The following is a 14,941-nucleotide window of genomic DNA, read 5'->3' as shown; positions in this document are numbered from 1 at the left end:
AACGGCGCTGGCTCAAACGGCGCGGTTTGCAAAACAAGGCATAGACGCATGACCATCGGACTGCTCGGATTTCAGACAACTATCGCACATGCTGTTCAGCTTAAAGGCATTGGCGTGCATTCCGGCAATCCTGTGTCGATGACGTTCCAGCCCGCGGAAGCCGGAACGGGCATTTTGTTTCAGCGCCTTCATGAAAATGGCAGCGTCACTGAGTTGAAGGCGGTTTCTGCCAATGTCGGCAATACCGATCTGTGCACCGTGCTCGGCCGTTCGCTATCCCAGTCAGTGGCGACGATCGAGCACGTCATGGCCGCCATCTACGCCATGGGCCTCGACAACCTCATCGTTGAGGTTGACGGTCCTGAAGCGCCGATTATGGACGGCAGCTCCGCTCCCTTCATCGAAGCGATCGAATCGGTTGGCATCAAGAATCTCGGTGTGAAGCGCCGTTACATCCGCGTCACCAAGCCGGTGCGCATCGATTCGGGTGCTTCCTGGGCGGAGTTTCGCCCCTATGACGGTACGCGCTTCGAGGTCGATATCGATTTCGACACGCCGCTGATCGGCAGACAGTCCTGGAAGGGCGATCTGACGGCAGAGACGTTCAAGAATGAACTGTCGCGCGCCCGCACTTTCGGCTTCATGCGTGACGTGGAGCGTCTGTGGGCGGCCGGTTATGCACTCGGTTCCTCGCTTGAGAATTCGGTCGTCATCTCCGACGACAACAGCGTCATCAACATGGAAGGCCTGCGTTACGCCAAGGACGAATTCGTCCGTCACAAGACGCTGGACGCCGTGGGCGACCTGGCGCTTGCCGGCGCGCAGTTCATCGGCTGCTACCGCTCCTATCGCGGCGGCCACAAGGTCAATGCGAATGCGCTGAAGGCACTGCTGAGCGATCGTTCGGCCTATGAGATCGTCGAAGCGCCGGCTGCCCGCAATCAGGTACGTGCGCGCGAATTCGTTGCGGTTAACATGCCGGAATTTGCACCCTGGTCTGCGTAAGGTTGTTTGCAGGCTATCAATTGACAGGAAAAGCCGCTCCTTTGGGGCGGCTTTTTTGTGAGGCGGGGCAGGAAGTTGCATATTATCGCCCGATAATCGTGCGATTGCATGGGCCGATGCCATAAAAATGCGTTAATGCGTCATCATTGCGTTGCCCTGCGGATGCTTTTATGGCTAGAACGCCAGTGCAAAGCCGATGCTTATGTATTTGCGCGGGAAGTGGGAACTGTCGAATGAAGCATGTAGGGTCTGGTGCAATGAAGGGTACGATGCGGGGGATCGCCGTTTCGTTGATGTTGGTCGGCGCAAGTGTCGCCGTCACGGCCTGCCAGTCCGATCCGGATATCGACATTACCAAGCTCGGCGTCGAGACCGATCCGCCTGATGTTCTGTACAAGCAAGGTCTTGCCAACATGAACGCCGGCAACATGACGGAAGCCTCACGCAAGTTCGAGGCTATCGACAAGCAGTACCCCTTCACCGAATGGGGCCAGAAGGCGCTTGTCATGCAGACCTTCATTGCCACGCGCACCAACAAGAACGATGTGGCCATCACGTCCGGCAGCCGTTTCCTGCGGCAGTATCCGCGCTCCAAGGATGCAGCTTACGTTCAGTACATGATCGGACTTGCCTATTCGAAGCAGATTTCCGACGTCACGCAGGACCAGCGCGCCGCGCAGCGGACGATCGAAGCGATGAACAAGGTTGTCAACGACTATCCGTCGTCGGAATATGTCGCCGATGCGCAGGCCAAGATTCGTTTCGCGCGCGACCAGCTCGCCGGCCGTGAAATGCAGGTCGGCCGTTATTACCTTGAGCGCAAGGAATATCTCGCTGCCGTTTCGCGTTTCCGCATCGTCATCGAGCAGTACCAGAATACCAACCAGATCGAGGAAGCGCTGGCGCGTCTCACCGAAGCCTACTACGCCATGGGTCTGGTGGACGAAGCGCAGACCGCGGCTGCCGTTCTCGGCAACAACTATCCCGATAGCCAATGGTATGCAGATTCCTACAAGCTGCTGAAGGGCCAAGGCCTGGAGCCGCGTGAAAACAAGGGGTCCTGGATTTCGCGCGCCGGCAAGAAGCTCATCGGCGCCTGAGACGGGGCATAGGCCATGCTGGTCCAGCTCTCGATACGCGACATCGTCCTGATTGAAAGGCTCGACCTCAGTTTCGAGGCGGGCCTTTCCGTATTGACGGGTGAAACGGGCGCCGGCAAATCCATCCTGCTTGACAGTCTCTCACTCGCGCTCGGCGGTCGTGGTGATGGCGGCCTTGTGCGCCATGGCGAAGACAAGGGGCAGGTGACCGCCACTTTCGAAGTCCCAAACGATCATCCCACCCGGCTTCTCCTGCGCGAAAACGGCCTTGATGACGATGGCGACCTTATTTTCCGCCGGGTACAATCCGCTGACGGGCGAACCAAGGCGTACGTCAACGATCAGGCCGTGAGCGTGCAGATGATGCGCCAGCTCGGGCAGATGCTGGTTGAAATTCACGGCCAGCATGACGACCGCGCGCTTGTCGATACCGACGCCCATCGCACCCTGCTTGATGCCTTTGCCGGGTTGAGCGATGAGGCGCGCACCGTTCAGGATCTCTACCGCACCTGGAAGGATGCCGACCGTGCCCTGAAGACCCACCGGGCCAAGGTGGAGGCGGCGGCGCGCGAGGCGGATTACCTGCGGTCTTCCGTCGAGGAGCTGGAAACCCTCTCACCGCGCGACGGTGAGGAGGATGAGCTGGCCGAGCGCCGGGCGGTGATGCAGAAATCCGAACGCATTGCCGGCGATATTGCCGAAGCCAGCGAATTCCTGAATGGCAATGCTTCGCCCGTGCCTGTCATTGCCTCAATGATGCGCCGGCTGGAGCGCAAAAGCCACGAAGCGCCCGGTCTTCTGGAAGATACCGTACAATTGCTGGATGCTGCGCTTGAGAACCTTTCCAATGCGCAGATGGAAGTGGAGGCGGCGCTGCGCCGCACCGAATTCGATCCGCGTGAGCTGGAGCGCGTGGAAGAACGGTTGTTCGCCCTGCGCGCTGCCGGCCGCAAATATAATGTTGCCGTGCCTGACCTGCCGGCGCTTGCCGAAAAAATGGTGGCCGATCTCGCCGATCTCGATGCCGGTGAAGAAAAGCTCGGCAAGCTCGAGGCCAATCTCGGTGTGGTGAAGGCCGATTTCGACCGGGCCGCCCAATCGCTTTCCGAAAAGCGCCGCAATGCGGCGGAGGCGCTATCGGGGGCTGTCATGGCCGAACTTCCGGCGCTGAAGCTGGAGCGGGCGCGGTTTACCGTCGAAGTGACGTCCGATCCCGAGCAGGCGACGGCTGACGGTATCGATACGGTGGAATTCCACGTCCAGACCAATCCGGGCACACGGCCGGGGCCGATCATGAAAGTGGCGTCGGGCGGCGAATTGTCCCGCTTCCTGCTGGCCCTGAAAGTGGCGCTGGCGGATCGCGGTTCGGCACCGACCCTGGTGTTCGATGAAATCGATACGGGCGTCGGCGGCGCGGTGGCAGATGCCATCGGCCAGCGGCTGCGCCGCCTGTCGAAGACCGTACAGGTCCTGTCCGTCACCCATGCACCACAGGTAGCGGCACGGGCGGCGACCCATCTTCTCATTTCCAAAGGCCCCTCCGGCGACGGCACCGAGCGCATCGCCACGCGTGTGGCGACGATGGAACCCAAACACCGCACCGAAGAAATCGCCCGCATGCTGGCCGGGGCTTCTGTGACGGATGAGGCGCGGGCTGCGGCAATCAAATTGTTGGCGGCTGAAGAATAAAGGCCCCGCTTTTTCAAGCGAGGCCTCTAAAAATTCCATATTGACACGTATCAGGCGAATTCGTTCGCTTTTTGCTGTTTGCCGATTTCGATGCCGCGACACAACGCAGCGCGAGCTTCCTGTCGCGCATTTACCGGCGGTTTTTGCGACCATTCATTTAGAATTTCAACAACATCAGCAGACTGGTTTTTCGCAAGCCATTTTCCAATTCGCTCAATCGAATAAGCTTCAAGCCAGTCGGCATTTTCCCAGCCGATGACGAACTCAGTTATCGCTTCGACGGCGACCTGTCTACTTTGAACGGATTTTAGCGCATTTTCTATATGTGTGCGGTCACTTGGGCGAAAAGTGCCTAGGCGCGACATCAATTCAATTTTTAAAGGAGCGTTCATTTTCTTCTCCTATATCCCAATACCGTTAAACTATACCATTATTTTCTTGCGCGTGGATTAACGCACCATAGCGGATTGTGTTCGTTAATCGTAATCAACTTTTACGTCAACACCACGGTCTTTAAAAATTTCAGCCACTTTATCCAACTGATCCGGTGTTGGCGGCTTTTGTTTACAGTACCTGCCTGAGTTCGCATTCAAAATCCAGATGAGGCCATTGTCGTCGTCATCATCGAAAGCTAATTCGCCTGCAATTCGCGCTTTTCCACCGTTTAGAAGGGTTGGGTGACCAAGCTTCTTTTCTTCTGATGGATGACGATATCCCCGCCGCCTTGGATAACCCGAGTAACTGGCTTCTGGTTGCACCAATGCCAATTCTTCTACGGCAATGATGATTTCTCCCGTTTCATTCATTGCCCAAATGTAATTTTTTGCACGGGCAGAAAATCTGAACAATTGGCACTGTGCAAGGTTTTTCAGCTCCGCAAGCTTTGCTCCGAGCATCGCATCGAGCTTAGAAATAGATTCGGGTTTTCGTCCCTTCTCCCAAGCATCGACTTTTTCAGGTGATCTGATCGATCCGAAATCTTCGTCCATAATATATCTGCACGCGTTGTTACCTTATCTATTAGCGGGCATATCAAAGCTGACGTGTGAAGAAAATAGCGGGTTGTATTTTTTCAATATTCTACCGGTCATTAATTTTTATAATTTTTCTCTTCGCGCAATTAGGTTAGGAATTTGCCGATTCACTTGTGATAGAGGCCGCCATGTCGAAAGACCAGATTTCCGTCGAAAACCTGACCGAGCTTGAGGCCTCTTCTGAGCTGGCATTTCTGGCAGCCGAGCTTGCCCGCCACGATGCGCTTTATCATGGCAAGGATGCGCCGGAGATTTCGGATGCGGACTACGATGCGCTGAAGCGGCGAAACGACGCCATCGAAGCGGCTTTTCCGGCGCTGGTGCGGGCCGACAGTCCATCGAAGAAAGTCGGCTTTGCGCCGCTCCCCACCTTCGCGCCCATCGTGCATGCACGGCCGATGCTGTCGCTCGACAATACGTTTTCGGAAGAGGACCTGCGGGATTTCGTGAGTTCGGTCTATCGCTTCCTCGGTCATCTGCCTGACGATTCGATTGCCTTCACCGCCGAGCCGAAGATCGACGGGCTTTCCATGTCGATCCGCTACGAGAATGGCAGGCTGAAGACCGCAGCGACGCGCGGCGATGGCACCACGGGCGAAAACGTCACGGCCAATATCAGGACCATCAAGGAAATTCCGAATGAACTGCCTTCGGGCGCGCCCGACGTGGTGGAGGTGCGCGGCGAAGTCTATATGGCCAAGAGCGACTTTCTGGCGCTCAACGCCCAGATGGAGGCCGAAGGCAAACAGACCTATGTCAACCCGCGCAATACGGCGTCTGGTTCGCTACGCCAGCTAGACCCGAATGTGACGGCGAAACGTAAGCTGCGGTTCTTTGCCTATGCGCTGGGCGAGGTCTCGAATGCCGGCCAGCCGGCGCGGCTCGCCGATACGCAATATGGCATCGTCGAGAAGTTTCGGGAGTGGGGTTTCCCGGTCAATCCGCTGATGAAGCGATTCACCTCCGCCCAGCAATTGCTTGAGCATTATAACGAAATAGGCGTCGCACGGCCTGACCTTGATTATGATATCGATGGCGTGGTCTACAAGGTCGATCGCCTCGATCTTCAGGAACGTCTGGGTTTCCGCTCGCGCAGCCCGCGCTGGGCCACCGCGCACAAGTTTCCCGCCGAGCAGGCCTTTACCACCGTCGAGAATATCGAAATCCAGGTTGGACGCACCGGCGCCTTGACGCCGGTGGCGCGTCTTACACCAATTACCGTTGGTGGTGTCGTCGTCACCAACGCGACATTGCACAATGCCGATTACATCGAAGGCATCGGCAATAGCGGTGAGCGCATCCGTCCGGAGGATCACGATATCCGCATCGGCGACACGGTCATCGTGCAGCGCGCGGGGGATGTCATTCCGCAGGTACTAGACGTGCTTCTGGAAAAGCGCCCGGCCGAGGCGGTAAAATATCCGTTCCCGGAGAAATGCCCGGTCTGCGGCAGCCATGCGGTGCGGGAGCGCAATGAAAAGACCGGCAAGCTCGATTCGGTCACGCGCTGCACCGGCGGTTTCGTCTGCCGGGCGCAGGCGGTGGAGCATCTGAAACATTTCGTCTCGCGCAATGCCTTCGATATCGAAGGGCTCGGCACCAAACAGATCGATTTCTTCTTCGAAAGCGAGGATCCGGCACTTTCTATCAAGACCGCGCCTGACATTTTCACGCTGAAGGCGCGTCAGGAAGCATCCCATCTGACCAGGCTCGAGAATATCGACGGCTTCGGCAAGGTCAGCGTCAAGAAGCTGTTCGACGCCATCGATGCCCGCCGCGAGATCGATCTGCACCGGCTGATCTTCGCGCTCGGCATCCGTCATGTGGGCGAGACGACGGCGAAGCTTCTGGCACGCTCCTATGGCACTTACGAGCATTTCGAAGAAAGCATGAAGGCGGCGGCGGATCCGGCGAGCGATGCCTGGGCTGAGCTCAATAGTATCGACGGTATTGGTGAGGTCTTGGCCCGCGCCATCATCGAGTTCTACAAGGAACCGCGCAATCTCGATGTCATCGATCGGCTGATACGTGAATTGCAGCCGAAGGAGGCTGAAAAGCCCTCGACTGAAGGCAGCCCGGTGGCGGGCAAGACCGTGGTTTTCACCGGCTCGCTGGAAAAATTCACCCGTGACGAGGCCAAGGCCCGCGCCGAAAGCCTCGGCGCAAAAGTGGCCGGTTCCGTCTCGAAAAAGACCGATATCCTCGTAGCCGGGCCGGGAGCCGGTTCCAAGCTGGCCAAGGCGACGGAACTGGGTGTGCAGACCATGGATGAGGATGAGTGGCTGGCGTTGATCGGCGGCTGATGGGCCGTCATGGCCGTGTTGTTCTGCACAGCTGGAGCTTTACGCCTGAGTAGGAGGACAGCATGGATGATCGCATTGTCGTCACCCTTGAGCAGGCTCGGGGGCTGATCACCAGCCAATTTCCGCAGTGGGCGGCGCTCGATATACGGCCGGTCGAACTGAGCGGCTGGGACAATCGCAGCTTTCGCCTTGGCGGAGACATGCTGATCCGCATGCCAAGTGCTGCCCGTTATGTGGCGCAGGTGGAGAAGGAGCACCGGTGGTTGCCGGTGCTTGCGCCGCTGCTACCGGTTCCGATCCCTGTGCCATTGGCGCTGGGGCAATCGGGAGAGGATTATCCGTTCTGCTGGTCCGTTTATCGCTGGCTCGATGGCGAACCTCTCGTCAGGCATTTGGACAACATCGATCTTTCGGCCATCGCTGTTGACGTCGCGGTATTTTTAAAGGCCTTGCATAACATCGATGCCTCCGATGGTCCGCTTGCTGGCGCGCAAAATTTCCATCGTGGCGGATCGCTGGCTGTCTATGATGGGGAGGCGAGGGCTTCTGCGGCGCGGCTTGCCGGTGAGGTGGATCAGCCGCTGGCCATGGAGATATGGCAGCTTGCGCTTTCAAGCCGCTGGCAGGGGCAGGGCGTCTGGGTGCATGGCGATATTGCCGAGGGCAATCTGCTGGTGAAGGACGGCCGCCTGTCTGCCGTCATCGATTTCGGCAGTTCCGGCGTCGGCGATCCGTCGTCCGATCTCATTCTGGCGTGGAACGTGTTTGATGCGCAAGGCCGGGATGTTTTTCGCCGGGCCCTTGGCCTGGATGAGGCCACATGGCAGCGCGGGCGCGGCTGGGCGCTATGGAAGGCGCTGATCGTGCTGGATGCCGAGCGCGGGCGGAACAAAAAAATGGCCGAATGGTCGCGGCGGACCATTCGGGAAGTGTTTGCGGATCATCTGGAAAACTGACCGCCTATCGAAGTCGCGCCATCACATGGGCGTCAACGTATTTTCCATCACGATAGGCATCGTTGCGCAGGGTGCCCTCGCGTTCAAAGCCGAATTTTTCGTAGAGCCTGATAGCAGGAAAATTGTCGGTGAAGACGTTGAGCTCGATGCGGCGGATATCGTGCCAGTTATCGGCGGTGTCGATCAGAATCCCAAGTAGATGTGATCCAACGCCCTTTCCTGCGAAATCGTCATGAACGCTGATCACGAGATCGGCTATGTGGGCCTGCCGTCCAGCCCTGCGATAAAGCCCACCATTGGCAATGATCTTTCCACGCCATTCGCCGACGATGGCAATATCGTTCGGACTGCGATTTTCCATCGCTTTTCGGGTCTTTTCCACCGACTGAAACGGTTGCCGAAGCGTGCCGTAACGGACTCCCGGCAGATTGAACAGGTCTGTCAAAGCCTCGGCATCCTCCAGACGCGCGGCACGCAGGACAACGTCGCTTAACTGGAACTGTTTATCTTCATTGTCGGCAATTTTTACAGTCTGCATGCCTGTCTCCTTGGGCGTATTGGGGGTGTGCGGAGCAGGTGTCCGAACCCTGCTCTGGCTGGCAGGGTGGAAATGGATCGCTTAACGCGACGCCATACCTTTCCCTGCCGGTTGGCCGGTAGTGGTATGGCGACGGGTGATGTTCTGTGTCGTTGCGATCATGGCGCGCAGAATGCTTTTGCCCCGTGTCCCTGTCAAGCGGGCGCGTTGCGCAGCAGGCTTCGGAGTTTCGCCGGCAGTCTGCCATCGATCGCCGCAAGCCCGGCGGCGATCATCGCCATGCCGGCGAAATGCTTGAGTTCCAGTTGCTCGCCGAGAATGAGCGAACCGAGCAAAATGGCGCTGACGGGGATGAGGAAGGTGACGAGTGCGAGATTGGTAGCGCCGGCGCTGGCGAGGATGCGGAAGAAGATGAGATAGGCGAGCGCGGTGGACAGGAGCGCGATGCCGATCAGCGCGCCCCAGGTGCCAAGGCTCGGCATGGCGAGCATCCATGGCTTGTCAATGAGGAGCGCGGCGGGGATCAGCATCAGTGTCGATGAGGATATTTGCCCGGTGGCGGTCATCAGCGGCGGCACGCCCATGGCCTTGAAGCGGCGGCCGAATATGCCCGCGAAGGAATAGGAGATGGCCGCGCCGAGAATGGCGATCTGGCCCCACAGACCGGATGATCCGCCAAAGGCTGCCGGGCCGATCATGGTCGCCACACCGGCAAAGCCGATCAGGACGCCCGCGAGCTTGTTGCCGGTCATCTTCTCGTCGGCGGTCAGAAAATGGGCGACGATGACGGTGAAGAGCGGCGTCGTGGCGTTGAGGATCGAGGCAAGCCCGCTGGCGATCTGGGTCTGGCCCCAGACAATCAGGCAGAAAGGAATGATGTTATTGAGCAGGCCCATGCCGAAAAAGGCGCGCCACACCGCCCATTCGCGCGGCAGGCGAAGCCCCATGATGCGGCAGACGACCAGCAGCGCCATGGCCGCAAGGCTGACGCGCAAGGTGACGATGGTGACAGGCGGCAGCTCCTTCACTGCGACACCAATGAAAAAGAATGATCCGCCCCAGAGCAGCGAAAGTGCCACCAGCATCGCCCATTCGCTGGAATCCATCTGTTTCTGTATCGCCATTTTCGTCTCCCACGGGGTATGAATATCGACATGATTGCAGACAGGCGCATCGCCATCCACCCGATATCGGTTGAGCTTAACTGAAGCTCAGCTCGTCGGCTTTCCGCTGCCATGAATGTCCCATTGCGTGTATTTACACCCTGTTTTATGGTGTTTTCAAACGATTGTTTCTCGTTGGATAATTGAGTTAGGCTAAATCATGGCAGCGGAACTTCCATCACTCAAGGGGCTGCAGGCCTTCGAGGCTGCGGCGCGCTATCGCAGTGTCACACTTGCCTCCAACGAATTAAACGTCACCCCTGGTGCGGTCAGCCTGCAGATTAGGGAGCTGGAGGCGCGACTTGGCGTGCAGCTGTTCTTTCGCAAACCGCGCAGCATCCAGCTGACGCGGGAGGGGGAGCGCTATTACGGCGCGCTTCGAACCGCCTTCCGGATGATGCGCGAGGCGACGGCGGAACTGACGGCACGCTCCGAGATTACGGTTCTGACACTTAGCTGCACGCCGACCTTCGCCATACAATGGCTGATGCCGCGATTGCCCTCTTTCCAGCAGCAGCACCCGCATGTGGATGTCCGCATCAGCGTGACCAACCGGCTGGTGGATTTTTCGCGGGACGATGTCGATATGGCGGTGCGGCATGGTTTCGGGCGTTATGAAGGGCTGGAGAGCATCCGCTTCATCGATGACAGCACCTTGCCGGTCTGCGCACCGCAGCTTCTGGAAAAATGCGGCCCGCTTCTGGAGGCGGGAGACCTGAAATCCGTGCCGCTGTTGCATGACGAAAACCGCAACGAATGGCGGCGCTGGCTGGAGGCGGCGGGCGCATCTGACGTCGACGCTTCCGGCGGCACCGTCTTCATCGACAGCAATGGCGCGCTGGATGCGGCCAAGGCCGGACACGGCATTGCACTGACCCGACGCTCGCTTGTTTCCCGTGAACTTGCGGAGGGTGCACTGATTGCGCCCTTCGGCAAGGACATGGCCAGCACGCTTGCCTATTTCCTGGTTTATCCACGGCGCATGTTGGATAATCCCGATCTTGTGACGCTCATCGACTGGATGCTTTCGCAGGCGGGTTCCACTGAGGCCGGTTCTCTTTGAGGCCAATCCGGTTTATGCCGGAATGAAACAACGGGAATCACTCTTGAAAACCATTGCCATCGATTTCGAGACCGCCAATGAGGAACGGGGCAGCGCCTGCTCCGTCGGGCTTGCGTGGATAGAAGAGGGCGCGATCGTTCGCGTCGAGGAACGTCTCATCCGCCCGAAGGATATGCGGTTTTCGCCCTTCAACATTGCCGTGCACGGAATTCGCCCAGCCGACGTCGAAGATGCGCCGGAATTCCCTGAGGTGATGGAAGAGTTTATCGACGACTTCGCGGGCGCGACCATGATTGCCCATAATGCCGCATTCGATTTCAGCGTGATGCGGGCGTCGTTCGACAAATACCGGCAGTCCTATCCTGACCTTTCCTATCTGTGCAGCGTCAAGATTGCCCGGCATGTCTGGCCACATCTGGTGTCGCACAAGCTGAATGTCATTGCCCACCATCTCCAGCTGCGTTTCGTACACCATAATGCCGCGGAAGATGCCGTTGTCTGTGCGGCGGCGTCCATCGCCGCTGCCAAGGCGCTGCGGGTCGCCCATGTCCGCGATCTGCCGGAAAAGATCGGCATGGTGGCCGGTCGTCTCACGTCTACAGGTTACCAGCCCTGCAGCATGAAAAAACGCGCTGTCTCGCGGGTTGCGTAACGGCTTCGTCCACTTATGTTTGAAGCAGCGTAACGGAGAAGATGCGATGAGGATGAAAACTCTGTCGGGTTTGTTTGCGGGCCTTCTGGCATTGCTGCCGGTAACAGCAGCGCATTCGCAGGTGGTGGGTGAAGTCGGCGTCGACTGGATCGGCAATGACATCGTCATCGAGGCGATCGCCGATCCGAAGATCAAGGGCGTCACCTGCCACGTTACCTATTTCGACCGCGGCGTGATCGACCGGCTGAAGAACGGCAACTGGTTCGAAGACCCTTCCAACAACGCCATTTCCTGCAGCCAGACGGGGCCGGTGGAAATCGGCGACATCGATCTCTCCAAGGGTGGAGAAGAGGTGTTCCGGCAGGGCATGTCGCTGGTCTGGAAAAAGCTCGTCGTCAGCCGCGTTTATGACAAGGCGAATGACACGCTGATCTATCTGGTGCATGCGCGGGAGTTGACGGACGGCTCGGCCAAAATGGCGATATCGACGGTGCCGCTCTATAACCAGCAGGTGACGTGGGAAAAGGGCAAGCCGTAAGGGTGCCGTCGGGGCTGCGTTGCCCGCCAAGACCTCAACCGTCGTGCCGGACTTGATCCGGCATCCAGCCACGGCGCGTCTGCGCCGTGAAAAAACTCTTTCTCGATCAAGGACTTGATCGAACTGGATTCCGGCTCAAGGCCGGAATGACGGAGTGTGGATGTTTCGGAATCGTTAAAGTATCAGGCGAACCGGCCTAATCAGGCCGCTTCGCGCGCCAACTCGTCCGCAATGACGGTGTCGAGGTTGAGGAAGCAGACCATGCTCTTTTCCAGCGCCACGATGCCGCGGCAGAAGCTGCGCTGCTCTTCCGGAATGATATCCGGTGCAGGCTGCAGGTCTTCGGAGCGGATGGTCATCATGTCGGAGACCTGTTCCACGAGAAGTCCGACCAGCTTGCCGCCGATATCGGTGACGATGATGGCGGAGCGTTCGGACGGTTCGGTCATCTTCATGCCGAGGCGGCCAGCCATGTCGATGACGGGAATGACGGCGCCGCGCAGGTTGATGAGGCCGAGAACATAAGGCGGGGTATGCGGCATCGGTGTAACCGGCGCCCAGCCGCGGATTTCGCGGATCGCCATGATGTCGATGCAGAATTCCTGATCGCTCAGATGGAAGGAAACGATTTCAAGATATGCGCCGGATTGCTTGATGGCGTTGGACATGACGGCAGGTTTCCTCTGATGGCTCTCTAACAGGCCCGCGCAGGATTGAGCTTTATGCGGTGGCCGGAATGGACCGGGAGACATCATGTCGAGGCTTGAAAAACCGCTGTGGTCATCATGCGCAGCAAGATTTTAAACTTTCCCTAACAATTGCCGCCACCAGACGGCGAAAACCCAGTATTTTGGCGGTTTTCGCGTCCGCGCAAACAGGTTATAACAGGGATATGAAGGCACTGACGTCCCATCCGCTGAAGTTTATTCTGGCAAGTCTTGCCGCGGTGGCTTCGCTTGCCATCGTGCTTCTTGCCTTTGACGGCTGGGTGCGACACGGCACGGATATCTTCCTTTCCGCCGTGCAGAGCGGCATTGCCTGGTGCCTGTGATCCCAATGCCAATTGCGGCTTTGTGACAAATCAGCGCGGTCAGCCCAAATACGGCCAGTTGATTTGCCGTCGCTGCTGCCGTTCGCTATCAGTCGGGCAGGGCCTGCGATATGCCGCCGGCTTTCGGGGTAGGATTGGACAATGAGAAATATTCGCATCGTATTGTGGGCCGTGGTGGTCGTTCTCGCCGGTGTCGTCAGCTGGCTGACGATCGAGATGACGAAGACCCGCGAGGAAATGGTGGAGACGGCCTATGGCGTGCCTTTCGCGCTGACCGCGCAAAATGGCCAGCCGATCACCGAAAAGGCGTTTCAGGGCAAGCCCACGGCGCTGTTCTTCGGTTTCACCCATTGCCCGGAAGTCTGCCCGACCACGCTGTTCGAGCTGAATGGCTGGATGGAAAAGGTCGATCCGGCCGGCGACAAGCTGCAGGCCTATTTCGTGTCCGTCGATCCCGAGCGCGATACGCCTGAGATCATGCAGCAATATGTCTCCAACGTCTCGAAGCGGATCACCGGCATCACCGGCCCGGCCGACAAGATTGCCGAGACGCTGAAGGGCTACCGTATCTATGCCAAGAAGGTACCGGTGGACGAGAAGAATCCGAATGGCGATTACACCATGGATCACACGGCATCCGTGATCCTGCTCGATGCCAACGGCCGCTTCGCAGGGACGATCGCCTATGGCGAAAACCCTGACGTCGCCGAGCAGAAGCTCCAGAATCTTCTTAAAGGCGCGAAGGCATAATTGCGCCGGGCTTATTGGACTGATGAAGGTTTTGTGGCAAAGGCAGATTGAGTAGCCCTAGCCAGAGAAAGCAGCCGCCGTGAGCGAAATCCGCCTCTATGTCACCACGACCGAAATCAAGGCCGGTGAAATCCTCGATCTCATGTCGGACTATTTCGGTGAGGAGGATGTCGCGATCGCCACGACCGAGGTGGACGAAAAGCGCGACATCTGGGAAGCCTCCGTCTATCTGATGGCCGAGCAGGAGGAGGAGTTCCGCGAGCGCGTCAGCGCTTTGCTTGCTCCCGCATTTCCCGGTGTCGTCATTGAGAAGGAAATCGTTCCCGATGTCGATTGGATCGCCAAGTCGCTCGAGGGGCTGAAGCCGGTGCGGGCAGGGCGCTTCATCGTCCATGGCGCGCATGACCGCGACAAGGTGCAACCCCACGATCTGGCGATCGAGATCGAGGCGGGGCAGGCTTTCGGCACCGGCCATCACGGCACCACGGCCGGTTGCCTCGAAATGATTGAGGAAGTGCTACGTGCACGGACGGTGCGCAACGCGCTCGATCTCGGCACCGGCAGCGGTGTTCTCGCTATTGCCGTGCGCAAGATGCGTCCTATTCCCGTGCTTGCGACTGACATCGATCCCATTGCCGTCAAGGTGGCGAAGGAAAATGTGCGGCTGAACGGCATTGTTTCCGGGATGGCGCTGGAGACCGCACCGGGTTTCCACTCGGATGCCTTCCGCAAGCATGGTCCGTTCGATCTCATCATCGCCAATATTCTGGCGCGGCCGCTCATCAAGATGGCGCCGCAGCTCGTCACGCATCTGGCGCCCGGCGGCACCGTTATCCTGTCGGGCATTCTCGCATCGCAGCGCTGGAAGGTGCTTTCCGCCTATAATGGTGCAAGGCTTTCCCATGTCCGCACCATCTGGCGCAATGGCTGGGTGACGCTGCATCTGCGCAAGGACTGAAGTTCTCGCAACAGCTATTTCGAACAAAAGAAAAGGCGGCGCTTTCGCGCCGCCTGGAAACCCGCGAGCATGGGAGGAGCTTGCTCAAGCGGGTCGACGTATTCCTGTTCAGACGCGGTGGAGGGAGGATCGCCGCGCCTG

General features: G+C 58.4%; 16 protein-coding genes. 11 read left to right on the top strand and 5 right to left on the bottom strand.

Going from position 1 to position 14,941, the window contains the following annotated elements:
- Positions 1 to 48: 48 nt before the first annotated feature.
- From lpxC to recN, 3 genes are all read left to right on the top strand, one after another.
- Positions 49 to 1,005, top strand: coding sequence for a UDP-3-O-acyl-N-acetylglucosamine deacetylase (gene lpxC / locus CFBP5499_RS09590; protein ID WP_080824701.1), 957 nt, complete (start codon positions 49 to 51; stop codon positions 1,003 to 1,005).
- A 233-nt stretch (positions 1,006 to 1,238) separates the two neighbouring features.
- Complete coding sequence (locus CFBP5499_RS09585; protein WP_080824702.1) at positions 1,239 to 2,105, top strand: outer membrane protein assembly factor BamD; 867 nt, start codon at positions 1,239 to 1,241, stop codon at positions 2,103 to 2,105.
- 15 nt (positions 2,106 to 2,120) lie between these two features.
- Positions 2,121 to 3,794 (top strand): DNA repair protein RecN, encoded by a 1,674-nt coding sequence (gene recN, locus CFBP5499_RS09580; protein WP_080824703.1) that lies wholly within the window; start codon positions 2,121 to 2,123, stop codon positions 3,792 to 3,794.
- A gap of 50 nt (positions 3,795 to 3,844) precedes the next feature.
- Here the strand turns inward: recN and CFBP5499_RS09575 are convergent, their stop codons facing one another.
- Positions 3,845 to 4,186 carry a hypothetical protein gene (locus CFBP5499_RS09575; RefSeq protein WP_130932422.1) on the bottom strand — a complete coding sequence of 114 codons (342 nt, stop codon included), beginning with the start codon at positions 4,184 to 4,186 and terminating at the stop codon, positions 3,845 to 3,847.
- Between the two features lie 84 nt (positions 4,187 to 4,270).
- Entirely contained in the window at positions 4,271 to 4,783 is a 513-nt protein-coding gene (locus tag CFBP5499_RS09570) for a hypothetical protein (RefSeq protein ID WP_080824705.1), read from the bottom strand.
- A gap of 173 nt (positions 4,784 to 4,956) precedes the next feature.
- Here CFBP5499_RS09570 and ligA point away from each other — a divergent pair, with 173 nt between their 5' ends.
- Entirely contained in the window at positions 4,957 to 7,131 is a 2,175-nt protein-coding gene (gene ligA / locus CFBP5499_RS09565) for an NAD-dependent DNA ligase LigA (RefSeq protein WP_080824706.1), read from the top strand.
- A 62-nt stretch (positions 7,132 to 7,193) separates the two neighbouring features.
- A complete protein-coding gene (locus tag CFBP5499_RS09560) occupies positions 7,194 to 8,087 on the top strand; it encodes an aminoglycoside phosphotransferase family protein (protein WP_137066273.1) in 894 nt (297 codons plus the stop codon).
- Between the two features lie 4 nt (positions 8,088 to 8,091).
- Here CFBP5499_RS09560 and CFBP5499_RS09555 read toward each other — a convergent pair whose 3' ends face one another.
- Both CFBP5499_RS09555 and CFBP5499_RS09550 read right to left on the bottom strand, forming a co-directional pair.
- Entirely contained in the window at positions 8,092 to 8,625 is a 534-nt protein-coding gene (locus CFBP5499_RS09555) for a GNAT family N-acetyltransferase (RefSeq protein WP_080824708.1), read from the bottom strand.
- 194 nt (positions 8,626 to 8,819) lie between these two features.
- Positions 8,820 to 9,749, bottom strand: coding sequence for a DMT family transporter (locus tag CFBP5499_RS09550; RefSeq protein ID WP_173987265.1), 930 nt, complete (start codon positions 9,747 to 9,749; stop codon positions 8,820 to 8,822).
- 199 nt (positions 9,750 to 9,948) lie between these two features.
- Here CFBP5499_RS09550 and gcvA point away from each other — a divergent pair, with 199 nt between their 5' ends.
- From gcvA to CFBP5499_RS09535, 3 genes are read left to right on the top strand one after another with little or no spacing between them, the layout of a single operon-like run.
- The gene (gene gcvA / locus CFBP5499_RS09545; protein WP_080824709.1) at positions 9,949 to 10,851 is read left to right on the top strand and encodes a transcriptional regulator GcvA; all 903 of its coding nucleotides are present in this window, start codon (positions 9,949 to 9,951) and stop codon (positions 10,849 to 10,851) included.
- 43 nt (positions 10,852 to 10,894) lie between these two features.
- Positions 10,895 to 11,503 carry a 3'-5' exonuclease gene (locus CFBP5499_RS09540; RefSeq protein ID WP_080824710.1) on the top strand — a complete coding sequence of 203 codons (609 nt, stop codon included), beginning with the start codon at positions 10,895 to 10,897 and terminating at the stop codon, positions 11,501 to 11,503.
- A 46-nt stretch (positions 11,504 to 11,549) separates the two neighbouring features.
- On the top strand, positions 11,550 to 12,041 hold the full coding sequence (locus tag CFBP5499_RS09535; protein ID WP_080824711.1) for a CreA family protein: 492 nt from the start codon (positions 11,550 to 11,552) through the stop codon (positions 12,039 to 12,041).
- Between the two features lie 200 nt (positions 12,042 to 12,241).
- On the opposite strand, the gene CFBP5499_RS09530 is transcribed toward CFBP5499_RS09535, so the two are convergent.
- Complete coding sequence (locus tag CFBP5499_RS09530) at positions 12,242 to 12,709, bottom strand: chemotaxis protein CheW (protein WP_004430791.1); 468 nt, start codon at positions 12,707 to 12,709, stop codon at positions 12,242 to 12,244.
- Positions 12,710 to 12,933: 224 nt separating this feature from the next.
- On the opposite strand from CFBP5499_RS09530, the gene CFBP5499_RS30010 reads away from it, so the two are divergent.
- The 3 genes from CFBP5499_RS30010 to CFBP5499_RS09515 all read left to right on the top strand — a co-directional run bounded on the left by CFBP5499_RS30010 (position 12,934) and on the right by CFBP5499_RS09515 (position 14,800).
- Complete coding sequence (locus tag CFBP5499_RS30010) at positions 12,934 to 13,092, top strand: hypothetical protein (protein WP_233284143.1); 159 nt, start codon at positions 12,934 to 12,936, stop codon at positions 13,090 to 13,092.
- Positions 13,093 to 13,233: 141 nt separating this feature from the next.
- Positions 13,234 to 13,842 carry a cytochrome oxidase assembly protein Sco gene (gene sco, locus CFBP5499_RS09520; RefSeq protein WP_080824713.1) on the top strand — a complete coding sequence of 203 codons (609 nt, stop codon included), beginning with the start codon at positions 13,234 to 13,236 and terminating at the stop codon, positions 13,840 to 13,842.
- A 79-nt stretch (positions 13,843 to 13,921) separates the two neighbouring features.
- Complete coding sequence (locus tag CFBP5499_RS09515; protein ID WP_080824714.1) at positions 13,922 to 14,800, top strand: 50S ribosomal protein L11 methyltransferase; 879 nt, start codon at positions 13,922 to 13,924, stop codon at positions 14,798 to 14,800.
- The last annotated feature ends 141 nt before the right edge of the window (positions 14,801 to 14,941 follow it).

Origin of the sequence: Agrobacterium tumefaciens, assembly GCF_005221325.1 — a bacterium.
Lineage (GTDB): Bacteria > Pseudomonadota > Alphaproteobacteria > Rhizobiales > Rhizobiaceae > Agrobacterium.
The sequence above is the reverse complement of the archived record's forward strand: the minus strand, read 5'-3'. Positions and strand labels throughout refer to the sequence as shown.